Here is a 17,091-nt window from a genome sequence, read left to right on the forward strand (position 1 = left end):
GTTCCGCAGAGCGATGACCGCACGGTTGTTGCCATGCGCGAGTTGGCCGTCTGCACCGCGAGGCCGGCTCCGGCTGAGAAGCGAACTGGCGTGGAGCCGGCGGATGGGGTCCGGCGACCGCCCGCCCAACCACGGGGCACCGAGCCGCGCGCCACCCACCCGACCCCGATGGTCAGCGCACCCCGACCCACCGGCGGAGCCGGGGCATCGGCACACGTCGTGCCCGGAATATGCAGTCGCCGGATCGGGGTGCCGTCGCTTCCGCACAGCGATCTTGCTCGAGCTACCGGGCCAGGAAGTGCCAGCCGAGCCAGGCCCAGATCAGCACCGCGATGATCTTCGCTGAGCGGGTGCGGGTGAGGTGGGCGACCGTCTCGGAGATGGTGGCCAGCCGGTCGCGGCGGAGGTGCGACGCCACCACCGCGGCGAGGATGAGGAGCGCAAGGGCGGCGAAGCCCAGAATGATGATCGTCCGGTCGGTCATCGGGTCACCAGCCGCCAGCCGGCGCCGAGCCAGACCAGCCAGCCCACGATCCGCAGCGGTCCCTGCTCGAGGATCGGGTCGAGCAGGGTGGAGATGGTCGGGTGGTCGTAGCTCGGCCGGCTCCAGTCGGGCTGCCGGACGAACGCGTACGCCTCCCAGGCCAGCGCCGCCGCGAGCAGCACCGACCACAGGATCAGGCCGCGCCGCAGCCGCGGGGTGTGCCCGAGGCTTGCCGGCGGCCGGCGGATCGCCAGCACGAGGAGCACCACCGTGGAGATCAGCACGGTGATGGTCGACGGCCAGCTGTGCGTCCGGAAGCTCGCCCCGAGCGCGGCCAGCCCCACCGCGCCGGCCACCAGCGCCACCCGCAGCCAGAGGTTCACCCGTGTCGTACCGACCGGCTCTGCTGCCACGCGGGCAGATTACTCATGTGTCCGGGCCATTACTCAGGTGTCGATTCGCTGTCGACAAGGGCGACGTTGAACCGTTCGGGGGCAGGATGCGTACGTCTGGGCGTATGCCGGTTCCCGGGCGCCCACGGAATGTGACGATCTACCTAAGGGAGGACGCGCGTGACTGTCGAACCCACCACTGATCAGGCCAGGCCACGGCGGGACGTGCTGTGCGGCCTGGTCGTGGCGCTGCTGGCGCCGGGGGCGCTGACCGCCGCGTGTGGCGGGTCGGGCTCGGGTGGGGGTGGCGGAAGCACGCCGACCGGGGGAGGCGGCACCGGCGGCGGGGGCGCGGGGGGCCAGGCGCTGGCCGCGGTCGCCGACGTGCCCGAGGGCGGCGGCCTTGTCGTGGACAAGCCCGGCGGCGGCAAGCTGCTGCTGGTCCGGCCGGACGCCGACACGGTCAAGGCGTTCAACGCGGCCTGCCCGCACCAGGGCACCACGGTGGACCCGCCGCAGGGCGGCACGATCACCTGCCCGAACCACGGCAGCCAGTTCGACGGCGCCACCGGTGCGGTCAAGAAGGGCCCGGCCGAGACGGACCTGGCCGAGGTGCAGGTCAAGGTCGAGGGCGGAAGCGTGGTTCTGGCCTGACCCAGCGAGCGTCCATCGGCTATCCAGCCCCGCTCCACCGGCCGGGACGAGTATGGGAGTCGAGGCCGCCGCGGCGGCGCGGTGGCCGAGCCACCCAAGCACCTCCCGGAGGTGAGCCATGCGCCGTCGCCCGATCTCCAATCACGATCTCGAGCGGGAGATTCATAGGTCCTGGCTCGACCTTCAGCAGGCCCGCCTCGAGGACCACAGCGTCCGCATCGCCTGGCACGAGCGCTTGATGAACGCGGCCCTCGACGAGCTCGGCGAGCGGCTCGCCCACCCGACGGTCCCCGCCCAGCCGGTCAGCTGAACAGCCCGCAGGCCTGACGGCCCCCAGCCGTAGGCTTGCGGGTGTGGCCGATCCGTCCACCTACCGTCCGTCGCCCGGCACGATTCCGGACGCGCCCGGGGTGTACAAGTTCCGGGACAGCACTGGCCGGGTGATCTACGTCGGCAAGGCCAAGAGCCTGCGCAGCCGGCTGAACTCCTACTTCGCCGACCTCACGCTGGTGCACCCGCGCACTCGCCAGATGGTGACCACCGCGGCCGCCGTGGAGTGGACCGTGGTGTCCACCGAGGTCGAGGCGCTGCAGCTGGAGTACAACTGGATCAAGGAGTTCGACCCGCGGTTCAACGTCCGGTACCGCGACGACAAGTCGTACCCGGTGCTCGCCGTGACGCTCAATGAGGAGTTCCCCCGGCTGCACGTCTACCGCGGCCCCCGGCGCAGGGGCGTGCGCTACTTCGGCCCGTACGCGCACGCCTGGGCCATCCGCGAGACCCTCGACCTGCTGCTGCGGGTGTTCCCGGCGCGCACCTGCTCGGCCGGGGTGTTCAAGCGGCACGGGCAGATCGGCCGGCCCTGCCTGCTCGGCTACATCGGCAAGTGCTCGGCGCCGTGCGTCGGCCGGGTGTCCGCCGACGAGCACCGGGCCATCGTCGAGGACTTCTGCGACTTCCTGGCCGGCCGCACCGACCTGATGATGCGCCGCCTCGAGCGGGAGATGGCCAAGGCGTCGGCCGCGCTGGAGTTCGAGCGGGCCGCCCGGCTGCGCGACGACCTGGGGGCGCTGCGCCGGGCGATGGAGAAGCAGGCGGTGGTGCTCGGCTCGGGCACCGACGCCGACGTGGTCGCGTTCGCCCAGGACGAGCTCGAGGCGGCGGTCCAGGTGTTCCACGTGCGCGGCGGGCGGGTCCGCGGGCAGCGTGGCTGGGTGATCGACAAGGTGGAGGCCACCGGCACCGCGGGCCTGGTCACCCAGTTCCTCACGCAGTTCTACGGCGACCAGGCCGAGTACGCCGCAGCGGGCGAGGCCGGCAGCGGGGTGCCGCGCGAGATCCTGGTGCCCGAGCTGCCCGACGACCTCGAGCCGATCGCCGAGTGGCTGTGCCGGCTGCGCGGCTCGCGGGTGCTGGTCCGGATCCCGCAGCGCGGCGACAAGCGCGCGCTGATGGACACCGTGGAGCGCAACGCGAAGGAGGCCTTCGCCCAGCACAAGCTGCGCCGGGCGGGCGACCTGACGGCCCGGTCCGCGGCGCTGCAGGAACTGCAGGACGCGCTGGGCCTGGACACCGCGCCGCTGCGGATCGAGTGCATCGACATCAGCCACATCCAGGGCAGCGACGTGGTGGCCTCGCTGGTGGTGTTCGAGGACGCCCTGGCCCGCAAGTCCGAGTACCGCCGGTTCGCGGTCCGGGAGGCCGCCACCGAGGGCGACGTGGCGTCGATCGCCGAGGTGGTCCGCCGGCGTTTCCACCGCTACCTCAACGACAGCGACAATGGCGGCGGCCCGAAGCCGGCCGTCGATCCCGAAACGGGCCGGCCGCGCAAGTTCGCCTACCCGCCGAACCTGCTCGTGGTGGACGGCGCCGGCCCGCAGGCCAACGCGGCCGCCGACGTGCTGGCCGGGCTGGGTGTGCACGACGTGGCGGTGATCGGCCTGGCCAAGCGGCTGGAGGAGGTATGGTTGCCGGCCGAGCCCGAGCCGGTGATTCTCCCGCGCACCAGCGAGGCGCTCTACCTGCTGCAACGCATCCGCGACGAGGCGCACCGGTTCGCCGTCAGCTACCACCGGCAGCGCCGCTCCAAGCGGATGACGACGTCCGCGCTGGACGGCATCCCTGGTCTCGGGCAGACCAGGAAGTCCGCCCTGCTGAAGCATTTCGGCTCGCTGAAGCGACTGCGTGAGGCGAGCGTCGAGGAGATCAGCGGCGCTCCGGGCATCGGCGCCCACACCGCGCAGGCCGTGCACGCCGCGCTCGCGCCGGCCGGGAAGAACAGCAACGAGGGGATGGAGAGTTGACCGAGGACCCGGAGTCGAAGTCCGGCGGCGACACCGCCGCCGCGAGCGCGCCCAGCTCGGGCGTGGAGGTCGCCGTCGTGACCGGGCTGTCGGGGGCCGGTCGCAGCACCGCGGCCAAGTGCCTCGAGGACCTCGGCTGGTTCGTGGTGGACAACCTGCCGCCGGAGCTGATCTCCACGATGGTCGAGCTCGGCGCGCAGGCCCGCGGCGCGGTCACCAAGGTCGCCGTCGTGATGGACGTGCGCAGCCGCGCGTTCACCGACGATCTCGCGGCGATCATCAAGGACCTGGACGCCAGGGGGTACAAGCCGCGCGTGCTGTTCCTGGAGGCCACCGAGGACGTGCTGGTCCGGCGGTTCGAGGCGGTCCGGCGGGGTCACCCGCTGCAGGGGGACGGCCGGCTGATCGACGGGATCAAGGCCGAGCGGGACCTGCTCACCCCGCTGCGCGAGGAGGCCGACCTGATCCTGGACACCAGCACGCTGTCCGTGCACCAGCTGCGCGCCAAGATCGAGGACGCGTTCGGCTCGGACGCCACCGCGAGCACCCGGGTCACCGTGCTGTCGTTCGGCTACAAGTACGGCATCCCGATGGACGCCGACCTGGTGATGGACCTGCGCTTCCTGCCGAACCCGTTCTGGATCCCGGAGCTGAAGGACCTCACCGGCAAGGACGCCGACGTGCGCAACTACGTGCTGTCCCAGGAGGGCGCCGAGGAGTTCCTTGACCGCTACCACGAGCTGCTGCGGCTGATCGGCGCCGGCTACCGGCGCGAGGGCAAGCGGTACCTGACCCTCGCGATCGGCTGCACCGGCGGGAAGCACCGCAGCGTGGCCATCTCCGAGGAGCTGGCCCGCCGACTGTCCGATGAGGACGGTATGGCCGTCAAGGTCGTGCACCGCGACCTAGGGCGCGAATGACCGCGAGGGCTCACGATGATCGAGGGTGGGCCGGAGGTCCGCCCGAGGAATCGGCCGTGCCAACCGAGCCGCCCGGCCAACAGGCTCGGGGCCCGAGCCCTCGCATCGAATCCAACGCCGTCAAGGCGGTGGCACTCGGCGGTGGGCGTGGGCTGCACGCCTCGCTGTCGGCGCTGCGGCTGATCACCGAGCGGGTGACGGCCGTGGTGACCGTCGCCGACGACGGCGGCTCGTCCGGCCGGCTGCGCCGCGAGCTGGGCCTGCTTCCCCCCGGTGACCTGCGCAAGGCGCTGGCCGCGCTGGCCGGCGACGGCGGTTCGATGTGGAGCACGGTGTTCCAGCACCGGTTCGGCGGCACCGGCGCGCTGGCCGGGCACGCGGTCGGCAACCTGGTGCTGGCCGGGCTGCTCGAGGTGCTCGGCGACCCGGTGGCCGTGCTCGACGAGGCCGCGCGGCTGCTGAACGTGCGCGGCCGGGTGCTGCCCATGTGCACCGAGCCGCTGGACATCGAGGCCGACGTGATCGGGCTGGACGAGGACCGGACGGCCGTGCGCAAGATCCGCGGGCAGGTCGCCATCGCCACCACACCGGGCCAGGTGCGCCGGATCCGGCTGCATACCGCGGGTGCGCCGGGCTCGGTCCCCAAGGCCTGCCCGGCCGCGGTCGACGCGGTCCGCGACGCCGACGTGGTGCTGCTCGGTCCGGGCTCCTGGTTCACCAGCGTGCTGCCGCACCTGCTGGTGCCGGAGCTGCACGAGGCGTTGGTCGACACGCCCGCGGCACGCATCGTGGTGCTCAACTTGGTCCCCCAGCCGGGGGAAACCGCCGGATTTTCTCCCGAACGGCACCTGCAGGTGCTGTGCGAGCACGCGCCACGCCTTAGGGTCGACGCGGTGATCGCGGACGCTGACTCGGTGTCCACACCGGACCGGCTCCGACGTGCGGCGACCGAGCTCGGTGCGGAGGCAAGGCTGGATCGGGTGGTGGCCGAGGGGATGCGCGAACGGCACGATCCGGCCGCCCTGGCGGGCAGCCTGCGCCGAGCCTTGGCGGCGGTTCGGGGAACATGACGGGGGCGCTCGGAGTCCGTTGGTGATGGGATGTACTCCGCGCGTTGGGGAAGGGAGGAGCCTCGTGGCGATGACAGCCGCGGTCAAGGACGAGCTGAGCCGGCTGGCCGTGTCCAAGACCTGTTGCCGGCGTGCGGAGGTGTCCTCCCTGTTGCGGTTCGCCGGCGGGCTGCACATCGTGGGCGGGCGCGTGGTCGTCGAGGCCGAGCTGGACACCGGCGCCGCGGCGAGGAGGCTCCGCAAGGAGATCCACGACCTGTACGGCCACCACTCGGACATCCACGTGATCTCCGCGGGCGGCCTGCGCAAGGGCACCCGCTACGTGGTCCGCGTGGTCAAGGACGGTGACGGACTTGCCCGGCAGACCGGCCTGCTCGACCCGCGCGGCCGCCCGGTCCGCGGCCTGCCCGCGCCGGTGGTGTCCGGCGGCGTGTGCGACGCGGAAGCCGCCTGGCGCGGCGCCTTCCTGGCCCACGGCTCGCTCACCGAGCCCGGCCGCTCGTCCGCCCTCGAGGTCACCTGCCCCGGTCCGGAGGCCGCGCTGGCCCTCGTCGGGGCCGCCCGCCGGATGAGCATCCAGGCCAAGTCCCGCGAGGTGCGCGGGGCCGACCGGGTCGTGGTCCGCGACGGCGACGCGATCAGCGCGATGCTCACCCGCCTCGGCGCGCACTCCAGCGTGCTCGCCTGGGAGGAGCGCCGGATGCGCCGCGAGGTCCGCGCCACCGCCAACCGCCTGGCCAACTTCGACGACGCCAACCTGCGCCGCTCCGCCCGCGCCGCGGTCGCGGCCGCGGCCAGGGTCCAGCGCGCCATGGAGATCCTCGGCCCGGACGCCCCCGATCACCTCACCGCCGCCGGCAAGCTGCGCCTGGCCAACCGCCAGGCGTCCCTCGAGGAGCTGGGCCAGCTGTCCGAGCCCCCGATGACCAAGGACGCCGTCGCCGGCCGGATCCGCCGCCTGCTGGCCATGGCCGACAAGCGCGCCAAGGAGATGGGCGTGCCCGACACCGAGTCGGCCGTGACCCCGGAGATGCTCGAGGCCGAAGTCTGAGCCCCTCCCTTTCGGGCACCCGGATCCGCACCGACGGGCGAAAATCTCGTCCGCCCGCTGTATCTGACCGCCGGCGGCCCGCTCATGTACGTGTGGGGGGAGCCGGTAAGGGGCAGCGGGACGAGGGGCGTTCGCTCCTTACCGGCGTACGAAGTGGATGAGGTAGTTGGGGGGCGGAACCCGCTCGGCTGTTGGGGGTCGGGCGGGTTCTGTGCCGTTCCGCCTCTCCGGGGATTTTTATGCGGTTGTCGCGTTCCAGCCGATGGTGCGGTTGTCGGGTTGATTGTGGCTGGGCGCCGTCACGGTCCCCTGAGGTGCGGTTGGCAGGCGCGAACCGGGTCTCTGGGCGGGCTATGGCCTGACTCGATCGGCGGATGGCCTGATTCGATACAGTTGCCTGGCTAGCGCGGCTTGAGCTCGGGGTGAGCGTGGGCGCTAGGGTGACTGGGAATGGGCCAGTAGACGCACGAGGAGACGTACCGTGACGGTTCGGGTAGGGGTCAACGGCTTCGGCCGCATCGGTCGCAACTTCTGGCGCGCGGTCAAGGCCGGCGGCCACGACATCGACATCGTCGCCTTCAACGATCTTGGCGACGTGCCCACCATGGCTCACCTGCTGAAATACGACAGCGTGTTCGGCCGGCTACCGTACGACATCAAGGTCAACGCCGACGGCATCGAGGTCGACGGCAAGACGATCAAGGGCTTCGCCGAGCGCGACCCCGGCAAGCTGCCGTGGAAGGACCTCGGGGTCGACGTGGTGATCGAGTCCACCGGGTTCTTCACCAAGGCCGACGACGCGCGCAAGCACGTCGACGAGGGCGGCGCCAAGAAAGTGATCATCTCCGCGCCGGCCAAGGGCGAGGACCTCACCGTGGTGCTCGGCGCCAACGACGCGGCCTTCGACGGCTCGCAGACGATCATCTCGAACGCCTCGTGCACCACGAACTGCTTGGCGCCCTTGGCAAAGGTGCTGCACGACGAGTTCACCATCGAGCGTGGCCTGATGACCACGATCCACGCCTACACCCAGGACCAGAACCTTCAGGACGGCCCGCACAAGGACCTGCGCCGCGCACGGGCGGCGGCGCTGAGCGTCGTGCCGACCTCGACCGGCGCCGCCAAGGCCATCGGCCTCGTGCTGCCGGAGCTGAACGGAAAGCTCGACGGGTACGCGCTGCGGGTGCCGGTGCCGGACGGCTCGATCACCGACCTCACCGTCACGCTGGCCAGGGACACCACCGTGGACGAGGTCAACGCCGCGTACCGGGCGGCCGCCGAGGGCGCGCTCAAGGGAATCCTGCGGTACAGCGACGAACCAATCGTCTCCGCCGACATCGTGGGCGACCCGGCCTCGTGCATCTACGACGCCCCGCTGACCAAGGTGATCGGCAACCAGGTCAAGGTGTACGGCTGGTACGACAACGAGTGGGGCTACTCCAACCGGCTCGCCGACCTGACCGTCCTCGTCGGATCCAAGCTGTAGAGCCGGCCGCAATGTTCACAACGGGACTCGCGGCACCCGAGGCGACCCACGAGCGCGCCCCCCGCCGCAGGCACGCGATCGCGGTGGCAGGGCGGCCCGTTGACAGTCTGAGGACTGGCTGGTCGATTCGAGCCCTGCCGGAGCGATTGCATCGGCGCGCAATGTCGCGAGGAATGCAGTGAAGACTCTGGACGACCTGCTCGCCGAGGGCGTCGAGGGACGGCGGGTGCTGGTCCGCGCCGACCTCAACGTGCCGCTCGAGGGTGAGACGATCACCGACGACGGCCGGGTGCGCGCGTCCGTGCCCACGATCCGCAAGCTCACCGGGGCCGGCGCCCGGGTGGTGGTCACCGCCCACCTCGGCCGGCCCAAGGGCGCGCCGGACCCGAGGTACTCGCTGGCGCCGGTCGCCGCCCGGCTCGGCGAGCTGCTCGGCATGGGGGTGCCGCTGGCCGCCGACGTCACCGGCTCGTCTGCCAAGTCCACAGTGGACGCTCTGCCGGCCGGCGGCGTGGCGCTGCTGGAGAACGTGCGCTTCGACCCGCGGGAGACCAGCAAGGACGACGCCGAGCGCGGGGCGCTGGCCGACGAGCTCGCCGCCTTCGCCGACGCGTTCGTCTCCGACGGGTTCGGCGTGGTGCACCGCAAGCAGGCCAGCGTGTACGACGTGGCCGCCCGGCTGCCGGCCTACGCCGGGGACCTGGTGCTCGCCGAGCTGACCGTGCTGCGCCGGCTGACCGGCGACCCGGAGCGGCCCTACGTGGTCGTGCTCGGCGGGTCCAAGGTGTCCGACAAGCTCGCGGTGATCGAGGCGCTGCTGCCCAAGGTGGACCGGCTGCTCGTCGGCGGCGGCATGTGCTTCACGTTCCTGGCCGCGCAGGGCCACGGGGTGGGCGACTCGCTGCTCGAGCCGGACATGATCGACACCTGTAAGCGGCTGCTCGGCGAGGCTGTGTCGTCCCCGCCCCCACCCGCCTGCGGCGGGCAGGGGGCGGGACCCACCCCCACCGCCAAGATCCTGCTGCCGCTGGACGTCGTGATCGCCGAGGACGTCTCCGCCGAGGCGAGCACCCGGATCGTGCCCGCGGCGGAGATCCCGGACGGCTGGAAGGGCCTGGACATCGGCCCGGACAGCGTGCGGGCGTTCGCCGCGCCGATCACCGGCGCGGCCACGCTGTTCTGGAACGGCCCGATGGGCGTGTTCGAGCTGGCCCCGTTCGCCGCGGGGACCAGGGGAGTGGCCGAGGTGATCGCCGCCTCGGCCGCGTTCAGCGTGGTGGGCGGCGGCGATTCGGCCGCCGCGGTCCGTCAGCTCGGGCTGCCGGAGGACGGGTTCTCGCACATCTCCACCGGCGGCGGCGCCTCGCTGGAGCTCGTCGAGGGCAAGGAACTTCCCGGCGTCAGTGTCTTGGAGGCGCGATGACCCGGCTGCCGCTGATCGCCGGCAACTGGAAGATGAACCTCGACCACCGTGAGGCCGTCCACCTGACCCAGAAGCTGGCGTTCTCCCTGCCGGAGAAGTACTTCGCGAAGGTCGAGGTGGCGCTGCTGCCGCCGTTCACCTCGATCCGCAGCGTGGGCAGCGTGGTGGAGGGCGAGAAGATGCTGCTGCGCTTCGGCGCGCAGGACCTGTCGCCGCACGACTCCGGCGCCTACACCGGGGACGTCTCCGGGATGATGCTGGCCCGGCTCGGCTGCAGCTACGTCGTCGTCGGCCACTCCGAGCGCCGCGAGTACCACGGCGAGGACGACGAGCTGGTGGCCGCCAAGGTGCGGGCGGCGCTCAAGCACGAGCTCACGCCGATCCTGTGCGTCGGCGAGAAGATCGAGGTACGCGAGCAGGGCACCCACGTCGAGCACTGCAACGCCCAGCTGACCGCCGCGCTCGCCGGGCTGCCCGCCGAGGCGGCGGCCAAGGTCGTGATCGCCTACGAGCCGGTGTGGGCGATCGGCACCGGCCGGGTGGCCACCCCCGCCGACGCCCAGGAGGTCTGCGCCGCGCTGCGCGCCCAGCTCGGCGCGCTCTACGACCCGGCGCTCGCCGACGGGATCCGCATCCTGTACGGCGGGTCGGTCAAGTCCAACAACATCGCCGACCTCGTCGCTCAGACCGACATCGACGGCGCCCTCGTGGGCGGGGCCAGCCTGGACGGCGACGACTTCGCCAAGCTCTGCGCGCTGGCCGCCGGGGGCCCGCTGTGACACTCAGGGTGAGGGCTTCGACCACCACCATGCGGTGTCGGCTTCGACGGTCCTGCGTATCGCCGGCCACTCGGGCGGGCCTGTGGCCCACCCTCGCCAGGCCGGCAGCCCCCACTGGCGTGAAATCAGTGAAACACGCACCTTTGGTCGAACCGGCCCGGGGCCACCGAGTAACCTGTGACTTCGACTGCTTCGGCACCCAACAGCGAGGATGAACATGGTTCTTGCCCTGCAGATTGGTCTGATCATCACCAGCTTGCTGCTGATCCTGCTGGTGCTGCTGCACCGTGGCCGGGGCGGTGGGCTGTCCTCGCTGTTCGGCGGCGGGATGCAGTCGAGCCTGTCCGGGTCGAGCGTCGCCGAGAAGAACCTCGACCGCGCGACCCTCTTCGTTGGCGCGATTTGGCTCATCTGCGTCATCGGCCTCGGTCTGCTGATCAAGGTCATTTGAGTGCCGTGAACCAGATTGTGGGGGTGTGAATCTCTATGGCCGGTGGTAACGCGATTCGGGGTACCCGGGTCGGTGCTGGGCCAATGGGCGAATCGGAGCGGGGTGAGTCGGCCCCGCGGCGCAGGGTGTCGTACTGGTGTGCCAACGGGCACGAGTCGCGTCCGTCGTTCGCGCTGGATGCGGAGGAGCCGGAATCCTGGGACTGCCCGAGATGCGGGCTGCCCGCCGGCCGCAACCAGGACGATCCACCGGACGCGCCGCGCAACGAGCCCTACAAGACGCACCTGGCCTACGTCAAGGAGCGCCGCTCGGACGCCGACGGCGAGGCCATCCTGGCCGAAGCCCTGGCCAAGCTGCGGGCCCAGCGGGGCGACAACTAGGAACCAGCAAACCGGCGGGTGGGCCCCGTAGGCGGAGCCCACCCCACCCTTCGTGTGCCGTGCGCCCGGTCAGGTCGCCAGGGGGTAGGTGGCCTCGACCCGGAAGCCGCCGTCGGGCGTCGGGCCGGCGTGGAACGTGCCGCCCAGCAGCCCGGTCCGCTCGCGCAGCCCGAGCAGCCCGTGCCCGCCGGAGGGCAGGCCGGACGGGCGCATCCGCGGCCGGTCGTTGCGCACCTCCACCAGCAGGGTGTCCGGCCCGCCGACCACGCGGACCGAGGCGCCCGCCCCGACCGCGTGCTTGCGCACGTTGGTCAGCGCCTCCTGGACGGTGCGGTACGCGGCCTGCGACACGCGGGCCGGTAGGTGCTCCGGCACGCCCTCCATCGCCACGGTCACCGGCATGTCGAACTCGCTGGTCAGCGAGTTCAGCTCGTCGAGGCCGGGCTGCGTCTCGTCCTCGGTGCCCGAGCGCAGCACGCCGACCAGGTTGCGCAGCTCCTCGAGGGTGTGCGTGGACAGCTCCCGGATCGTGGTCGCGGCCTTGCGGGCCTCCTCGTCGGTGGCCGACATCTGCAGCGCCCCGGCCTGCATCGCGATCAGCGTGACCTGGTGGGACACCACGTCGTGCATCTCCCTGGCCAGCCGGGCCCGCTCCGCCGCGCGCACGGTCTGCTCGCGCAGCTTGATCTCCCGGCTGCGGCTGGCCGCCACCTGCGCGATCCGGGCGGTCAGCTCCTGCCGCATCGCGATCAGCAGGCCGACCGCCATCGACCCGCCCGCATAGATCAACCCGTCGATCGCCCGGTTGAAATGCCCGCGCCAGGTCAGCTCGAAGTAGTCCTCGAGCGGCCACAGCACGTACCCGCCGGTGAACACCAGCGCCGTGCCGATCCAGGTGAGCCAGTGCATCTGGCGGCGCTTGGCCAGGGTGGCCAGCGTGATGATCGAGGCGACCGTGGCCCAGCCGGCGACGAAGCCGGGCACCGTGACCAGCACGGCCAGGAACGGCCACTTGCGCCGGATCAGCACGCCCGCGCAGGCGACGAAGGACAGCACGACGTTGTAGGTCTGCGCCTTGCTCGGGAAGACCAGCCAGACGTCGGCGACCGCGATCGCGACGAGGAGTATGTCGGAGGCGATGCCGCGGGCGACGGCGCTCGCCCGGAACCACCCGATCAGCTGCCGCACGGCCGGGAACGGGGTGCGGGCGGCGCCGGACGCGGGGCCGGCGTCGGTCTGGCCGTCGTTCGTGGTGAGCGTGTGTGCGACCAGGGCGGTCCCTCCCCTGTCCGGGCCGGGGGGACCGGTAGGACCCTCGCCGGCATCCGTCCGTTGCTTCGGCAGTTCCTCGTGGGTGCGAGCCTGTCGGCGATACTCGGCCGGCTGGCGCGGGCGCTGCGACACTGATCAGCCTCCATGTTGCTCGTCACTGGGGAAGACTGGGTAATGGCGCAGGTGGGACGGCGGACGGCAGGAAAGTGTGCGACAGCAAACCGAGACCGATGATCAGCGGCGATGCCGTCGCCTCCTGGTGCGCCGGCTCGACCTGCCGGTCAGCGCCGAACGGGCGTTCGAGGCCCGGTACCGCGACCGCGACCACGCGTTCTGGTTGGACAGCGCCGACAACGGCCGGTTCTCGATCCTCGGCGACGCGTCCGGCCCGCTGGCCAGGGTCGCCCGCGCCGACGTGTGGGCGGGGGAGGTCCGGGTGGCGTCGGCGGCCGGGGTCGAGACGATCAGCTCGGGCTTCTTCGACTGGCTGGAAAGGGATCTTGCTTTCCATATCGTGGATACGCCCGCCCTGCCGTTCGGGTTCACGCTGGGCTGGGTGGGCTACCTGGGCTACGAGCTGAAGGCCGAGTGCGACGGGGACCTGGCGCACCGCTCGCCCGACCCGGACGCCTTCCTGATCTTCGTCGACCGTGCGGTGGTGTTCGATCACGACACCGGCGAGGTGTACCTGCTCGCGTTGGCGCCCGCCGCCGGCGACGCCGCCACGCACCGCTGGCTCGACGAGACCGAGGCACGGCTGGGTGAGCTGGTGGGCGAGCCACCGAGTGAACCGGCAGCCCCCCGGACGGGTGGGTGCGACATCCGGCTGCGGCACGATCGTGATTCGTACCTGAAGATGATCGCGGATTGCCTGACCGCGATCGAGCGGGGCGAGTCCTACGAGATCTGCCTGACCAACGAGGTGACCGTGGACGCCGCGCTCGACCCCGTTGCGGCCTACCGGTACCTGCGCCGCATCAGCCCCGCCCCGTTCGGCGCGCTGCTGCGGCTCGGCGAGCTGTCCGTGCTCAGCACCTCGCCGGAGCGGTTCCTGTCGATCTCCGCGGCCGGCGAGGTGGAGTCGCGCCCGATCAAGGGCACCCGGCCGCGCGGCGCGACGCCGGAGGAGGACCGGCGGCTCCGCCGGGACCTGGCCGCCAGCGAGAAGGACCGCGCGGAGAACCTCATGATCGTCGACCTGGTGCGCAACGACCTGGGGTCGTGCGCCGAGGTCGGCTCCGTCGAGGTGCCGCGGATCTTCGAGGTGGAGACCTACGCCACCGTGCACCAGCTGGTCAGCACGATCCGGGCGCGGCTGGCCCCGGGCGTTTCGCCGGTCGCCTGCGTGCGCGCCGCGTTCCCCGGCGGCTCGATGACCGGAGCGCCGAAGATCCGCACCATGCAGATCATCGACGAGCTGGAGGCCGGCCCGCGCGGCGTCTACTCCGGCGCGATCGGCTACTTCTCCCTGTCCGGCGCGGTGGACCTGAGCATCGTCATCCGCACCCTCGTGGCACGCGCCGGCAGTGCCACCTTCGGCGTCGGCGGCGCGATCATCGCCTCCTCCGACCCGGCCGCCGAGTTCGAGGAGACCGCGGTGAAGGCCACCCCCGTGCTCAACCTGCTCGGGGTGGCCTTCCCGGGGCGCGACGCGCCTACCCGAACGTGAGGCGGACGATCCGGTCGTCGCCCTGGCGCGGGGTGCCGCGGCCGTCGGTGTTGCTCGTGATCAGCCACAGCGATCCGTCCGGAGCGGTGGACACGGTGCGCAGCCGGCCGAACGTGCCGTTGAGGAACGCGACCGGGTTGCCGTCCTGGGCGCCGTTGAGCACCGGCACCGCCCACAGCCGCTGCCCGCGCAGCGCGGCGAGCCAGACGGTGTTGCGGTTGAACGCGATCCCGGACGGCGACGCCTGCGCGGTCGACCACTGCGTGATCGGGTTGACGAACCGCGAGTCGTTGCACCGTCCCTCGCAGACCGGCCAGCCGTAGTTGCCGCCGGCCCGGATCAGGTTGAGCTCGTCGAGGGTGTTCTGGCCGAACTCGCCGGCCCAGAGGCGGCCGGCGCTGTCGAACGCCAGGCCCTGGACGTTGCGGTGACCGAGGCTGTAGACGCGCGAGTTGAACGGGTTGCCGGGCGCGGCCGCGCCGGTCGGCGTGACCCGCAGGATCTTGCCGCCCAGCGACGACATGCTCTGCGCGTTGCCGGTGTTGCTGGCGTCGCCGGTGGACACGTAGAGCATTCCGTCCGGCCCGAACGCCAGCCGGCCGCCGTTGTGGATGCTCGCCCGCGGGATGCCGGAGATGATCACCTGCGGGGTGCCGAGCGCAGTGTCGAACCGCATCCGCACCACGCGGTTGTCGCCCGACGCGGTGTGATACGCGTACACCAAGCGGTCGGTGGCGAAGTTCGGCCCCACCGCGATGCCGAGCAGGCCGCCCTCCCCGCCGGTCCGAACCCCGGGAACGGTTCCGATCACCGTGACCGTGCCGCCGGCGATCCGCTTGATCCGCGCGGTGTTCCGCTCCGACACCAGCGCCGACCCGTCCGGCAGAAACGCCAGACCCCACGGCACCGCGAGGTTCGTGGCGACAGTGCTGGCCACCCGCGGCGTCGGCGGCACGGCGAGGCTGCCCACCGGCTCCGCCGCCGCCGGCGACAGCACGGCAAACGCCGCGACCATGACTGTGGCAAGTGCAAAGGGTGTTGTGCGCACGTCGATCCCTCTCTACGGCCGCGCAAGCAGGGTGATAGCGCCGACCGCTACCCGATCGTCACCACCCCATCACCCACAGGCAACACCCCTAAGAGGAAGTGACCCTCACCCACCCAGATACCGCACGACCTGCTCGGACGCTGCGCGCGCCTCGTCGCACGAGTCGCGGCCCTGCGCGTTCCCATCGCTGACCGTGACAATCGCTCCTTGCTCGGGCCCCAGGCCGACCACCACCCGGCACAGGCCCTTCGCGCCAGGGGCAACGCCCATCACCACGGCGGGCTGACCGACGACGGTGGTTGGCAGAAACACCCCGGTCTCCGGACGGTTGCTGTCCAGATATGCGCGGCCAAGGCTGTCCCTGCGCTCGAAGCTGACATCCAGTTGCAGGCTGCCCCGCGGCTCGTACCAGATGCAGGCCACGGTGTCGACGCGATCTCCATGTATGCCACCGCGGTCTCTCAGGCCCATGCTGTCAAGCAGCTCCTGGCTGACCGGCCCGCAAGGGCTGTCCCACACGGGTGTCAGATCCAGTGTCCTCGTCACCGGCGGGGCGACGGTCGGCCGCGGCGTCGTGGTGCTGGACGTGGTGGTGGTTGGCGGTGGTGGTGGGTTGTCGGTCGTGCAGGCCGCCGCGAGGGTGAGCAGGACCGAGCAGGCGAGCCGTGTTGCCAGACGGGCGCGCGATCCCCGGCGCTTCGGCATGATCACACCGGACCCTTGTCGCCGCCCAGCCTGCGGCCGATCTCGCTGTCGCCGGCCGTGCGTTCCTCCTCGGCGATCTCCGCGCGCTCCTGCTCGACCCGTGGTCCATAGCTGTCCGGGGGGCGATCCTCGTGCTCGAACCTGTCGTAGCGGAAGTCCGGACCGGAGATGTCCAGATACGCGGGCAACGGCTCCAGGATCGGCATCGGCTCCTCGCGATAGAGGGAGTCCTGCAGCTTGATCCATTTCGTGAGCTCGGTCAAGCCGCTGTCGAACGACTCGCGCAACTCGTTGCGGCCACGGATGTAACTCTCGACCACCGCCGGGGCCTCGCTCCCGTCCAGGGCGATGTCCACCATCGTCACACCCATTTCGGTGAAATTGTCGATGCCCTTCCCGACGAGTTCCCCCACCTTCTTGACGTCGAACAGGTTGACGCCGGTTTTGACGAGCTCGCCGAGCATGCCGACCTGCGCCTTGGTGTCGCGGTCGTCCTGGTCGGCCATCTCCTTCTCGCACGCGACGATCGTGGCCTCGGCGAGGTTGTGATAGCTGCGCCTGGCCTCGATCGCAAGCCGGTAGAGCGTGCCCATGGCCTGCGCGGCCTGGAGGGTCCGGTCCCGCTGCTGGTCGATGAATCGCTGAATGTGGAACATCTGGGCGGCGAAAGCTTCCGCCGCGTCGCCGTGCCAGTTCGCCGCGAGCCTTGCGTTGGCGTTCTCGAGGGCGCCGCCCTGGGTCGATCCGAGATCGCGCAGTGCCGAGCCTTCCTGCTCCATCCGGGCATATTCGTCGTAGATCTTCCGGGGCTCGAGGGACATGAAGTCCTCGGCGTCTTCGACGAAGGAGTTGACGAATGTCTGGCGGGCGTCGGGGGTTGGGGCGCCGCCGGGGTAGGCGGGGACGGAGATCGGGAATCCGCCTTTCTCGTACATTGCCACCACGGCGGTGCCGAGCCGGTGGGCGATCAATGCGAGATCTTCGTTGGTCTTCCAGTCTGCCAT

18 protein-coding genes are annotated in these 17,091 nt (G+C 71.3%); 12 read left to right on the plus strand and 6 right to left on the minus strand.

Annotation, left to right across the window (positions count from 1 at the left end; all coding sequences use genetic code 11):
- Nucleotides 1–283 precede the first annotated feature (283 nt).
- Entirely contained in the window at nucleotides 284–484 is a 201-nt protein-coding gene (locus VGX25_RS15625; protein WP_326918511.1) for a DUF6186 family protein, read from the minus strand.
- A complete protein-coding gene (locus VGX25_RS15630; protein ID WP_326918512.1) occupies nucleotides 481–897 on the minus strand; it encodes a hypothetical protein in 417 nt (138 codons plus the stop codon). The genes VGX25_RS15625 and VGX25_RS15630 overlap by 4 nt, the downstream gene beginning before the upstream one ends.
- Nucleotides 898–1,056: 159 nt before the next feature.
- Here VGX25_RS15630 and VGX25_RS15635 point away from each other — a divergent pair, with 159 nt between their 5' ends.
- The 11 genes from VGX25_RS15635 (at nucleotide 1,057) to VGX25_RS15685 (ending at nucleotide 11,393) form a co-directional block, all read left to right on the plus strand.
- Nucleotides 1,057–1,530: a Rieske (2Fe-2S) protein gene (locus VGX25_RS15635; RefSeq protein WP_326918513.1), complete on the plus strand. Its 474-nt coding sequence runs from the start codon at nucleotides 1,057–1,059 to the stop codon at nucleotides 1,528–1,530.
- A gap of 118 nt (nucleotides 1,531–1,648) precedes the next feature.
- On the plus strand, nucleotides 1,649–1,840 hold the full coding sequence (locus VGX25_RS15640) for a hypothetical protein (protein ID WP_326918514.1): 192 nt from the start codon (nucleotides 1,649–1,651) through the stop codon (nucleotides 1,838–1,840).
- Nucleotides 1,841–1,883: 43 nt separating this feature from the next.
- On the plus strand, nucleotides 1,884–3,833 hold the full coding sequence (uvrC, locus tag VGX25_RS15645) for an excinuclease ABC subunit UvrC (protein WP_326918515.1): 1,950 nt from the start codon (nucleotides 1,884–1,886) through the stop codon (nucleotides 3,831–3,833).
- A 62-nt stretch (nucleotides 3,834–3,895) separates the two neighbouring features.
- Nucleotides 3,896–4,753 carry an RNase adapter RapZ gene (rapZ, locus tag VGX25_RS15650; RefSeq protein ID WP_326918546.1) on the plus strand — a complete coding sequence of 286 codons (858 nt, stop codon included), beginning with the start codon at nucleotides 3,896–3,898 and terminating at the stop codon, nucleotides 4,751–4,753.
- A 104-nt stretch (nucleotides 4,754–4,857) separates the two neighbouring features.
- The gene (locus VGX25_RS15655) at nucleotides 4,858–5,823 is read left to right on the plus strand and encodes a uridine diphosphate-N-acetylglucosamine-binding protein YvcK (protein ID WP_326918547.1); all 966 of its coding nucleotides are present in this window, start codon (nucleotides 4,858–4,860) and stop codon (nucleotides 5,821–5,823) included.
- A gap of 64 nt (nucleotides 5,824–5,887) precedes the next feature.
- Entirely contained in the window at nucleotides 5,888–6,874 is a 987-nt protein-coding gene (gene whiA, locus VGX25_RS15660; protein WP_326918516.1) for a DNA-binding protein WhiA, read from the plus strand.
- Between the two features lie 481 nt (nucleotides 6,875–7,355).
- A complete protein-coding gene (gene gap / locus VGX25_RS15665; protein ID WP_326918517.1) occupies nucleotides 7,356–8,360 on the plus strand; it encodes a type I glyceraldehyde-3-phosphate dehydrogenase in 1,005 nt (334 codons plus the stop codon).
- A gap of 178 nt (nucleotides 8,361–8,538) precedes the next feature.
- A complete protein-coding gene (locus VGX25_RS15670) occupies nucleotides 8,539–9,783 on the plus strand; it encodes a phosphoglycerate kinase (RefSeq protein ID WP_326918518.1) in 1,245 nt (414 codons plus the stop codon).
- Nucleotides 9,780–10,562, plus strand: a complete 783-nt coding sequence (gene tpiA, locus VGX25_RS15675; protein ID WP_326918519.1) for a triose-phosphate isomerase — start codon at nucleotides 9,780–9,782, stop codon at nucleotides 10,560–10,562. The genes VGX25_RS15670 and tpiA overlap by 4 nt, the downstream gene beginning before the upstream one ends.
- Before the next feature lie 217 nt (nucleotides 10,563–10,779).
- Nucleotides 10,780–11,013, plus strand: a complete 234-nt coding sequence (gene secG / locus VGX25_RS15680; protein WP_326918520.1) for a preprotein translocase subunit SecG — start codon at nucleotides 10,780–10,782, stop codon at nucleotides 11,011–11,013.
- 35 nt (nucleotides 11,014–11,048) lie between these two features.
- Complete coding sequence (locus VGX25_RS15685; RefSeq protein ID WP_326918521.1) at nucleotides 11,049–11,393, plus strand: RNA polymerase-binding protein RbpA; 345 nt, start codon at nucleotides 11,049–11,051, stop codon at nucleotides 11,391–11,393.
- 69 nt (nucleotides 11,394–11,462) lie between these two features.
- On the opposite strand, the gene VGX25_RS15690 is transcribed toward VGX25_RS15685, so the two are convergent.
- On the minus strand, nucleotides 11,463–12,581 hold the full coding sequence (locus VGX25_RS15690) for a sensor histidine kinase (protein ID WP_414635828.1): 1,119 nt from the start codon (nucleotides 12,579–12,581) through the stop codon (nucleotides 11,463–11,465).
- A 292-nt stretch (nucleotides 12,582–12,873) separates the two neighbouring features.
- On the opposite strand from VGX25_RS15690, the gene pabB reads away from it, so the two are divergent.
- Nucleotides 12,874–14,334, plus strand: coding sequence for an aminodeoxychorismate synthase component I (gene pabB, locus VGX25_RS15695; RefSeq protein WP_326918523.1), 1,461 nt, complete (start codon nucleotides 12,874–12,876; stop codon nucleotides 14,332–14,334).
- Here pabB and VGX25_RS15700 read toward each other — a convergent pair.
- The 3 genes from VGX25_RS15700 to VGX25_RS15710 all read right to left on the minus strand — a co-directional run bounded on the left by VGX25_RS15700 (nucleotide 14,321) and on the right by VGX25_RS15710 (nucleotide 17,091).
- Nucleotides 14,321–15,349, minus strand: coding sequence for a PQQ-dependent sugar dehydrogenase (locus tag VGX25_RS15700; RefSeq protein WP_326918524.1), 1,029 nt, complete (start codon nucleotides 15,347–15,349; stop codon nucleotides 14,321–14,323). The two genes, pabB and VGX25_RS15700, sit on opposite strands and share 14 nt — an antisense overlap.
- A 138-nt stretch (nucleotides 15,350–15,487) precedes the next feature.
- Nucleotides 15,488–16,087, minus strand: coding sequence for a DUF3558 family protein (locus VGX25_RS15705; protein WP_326918548.1), 600 nt, complete (start codon nucleotides 16,085–16,087; stop codon nucleotides 15,488–15,490).
- A gap of 2 nt (nucleotides 16,088–16,089) precedes the next feature.
- A complete protein-coding gene (locus VGX25_RS15710) occupies nucleotides 16,090–17,091 on the minus strand; it encodes a WXG100 family type VII secretion target (RefSeq protein ID WP_326918525.1) in 1,002 nt (333 codons plus the stop codon).

It is taken from the genome of Actinophytocola sp., assembly GCF_035942955.1.
Classification (GTDB): Bacteria; Actinomycetota; Actinomycetes; order Mycobacteriales; family Pseudonocardiaceae; genus DASYTH01.

Coding starts and splice junctions, on each gene's coding strand:
- secG (WP_326918520.1), top strand. CDS start 10,780: ATGGTTCTTGCCCTGCAGATTGGTCTGATCATCACCAGCTTGCTGCTG.
- VGX25_RS15685 (WP_326918521.1), top strand. CDS start 11,049: ATGGCCGGTGGTAACGCGATTCGGGGTACCCGGGTCGGTGCTGGGCCA.
- VGX25_RS15700 (WP_326918524.1), bottom strand. CDS start 15,349: ATGGTCGCGGCGTTTGCCGTGCTGTCGCCGGCGGCGGCGGAGCCGGTG.
- VGX25_RS15710 (WP_326918525.1), bottom strand. CDS start 17,091: ATGGCAGACTGGAAGACCAACGAAGATCTCGCATTGATCGCCCACCGG.
- VGX25_RS15640 (WP_326918514.1), top strand. CDS start 1,649: ATGCGCCGTCGCCCGATCTCCAATCACGATCTCGAGCGGGAGATTCAT.
- VGX25_RS15705 (WP_326918548.1), bottom strand. CDS start 16,087: ATGCCGAAGCGCCGGGGATCGCGCGCCCGTCTGGCAACACGGCTCGCC.
- tpiA (WP_326918519.1), top strand. CDS start 9,780: ATGACCCGGCTGCCGCTGATCGCCGGCAACTGGAAGATGAACCTCGAC.
- VGX25_RS15625 (WP_326918511.1), bottom strand. CDS start 484: ATGACCGACCGGACGATCATCATTCTGGGCTTCGCCGCCCTTGCGCTC.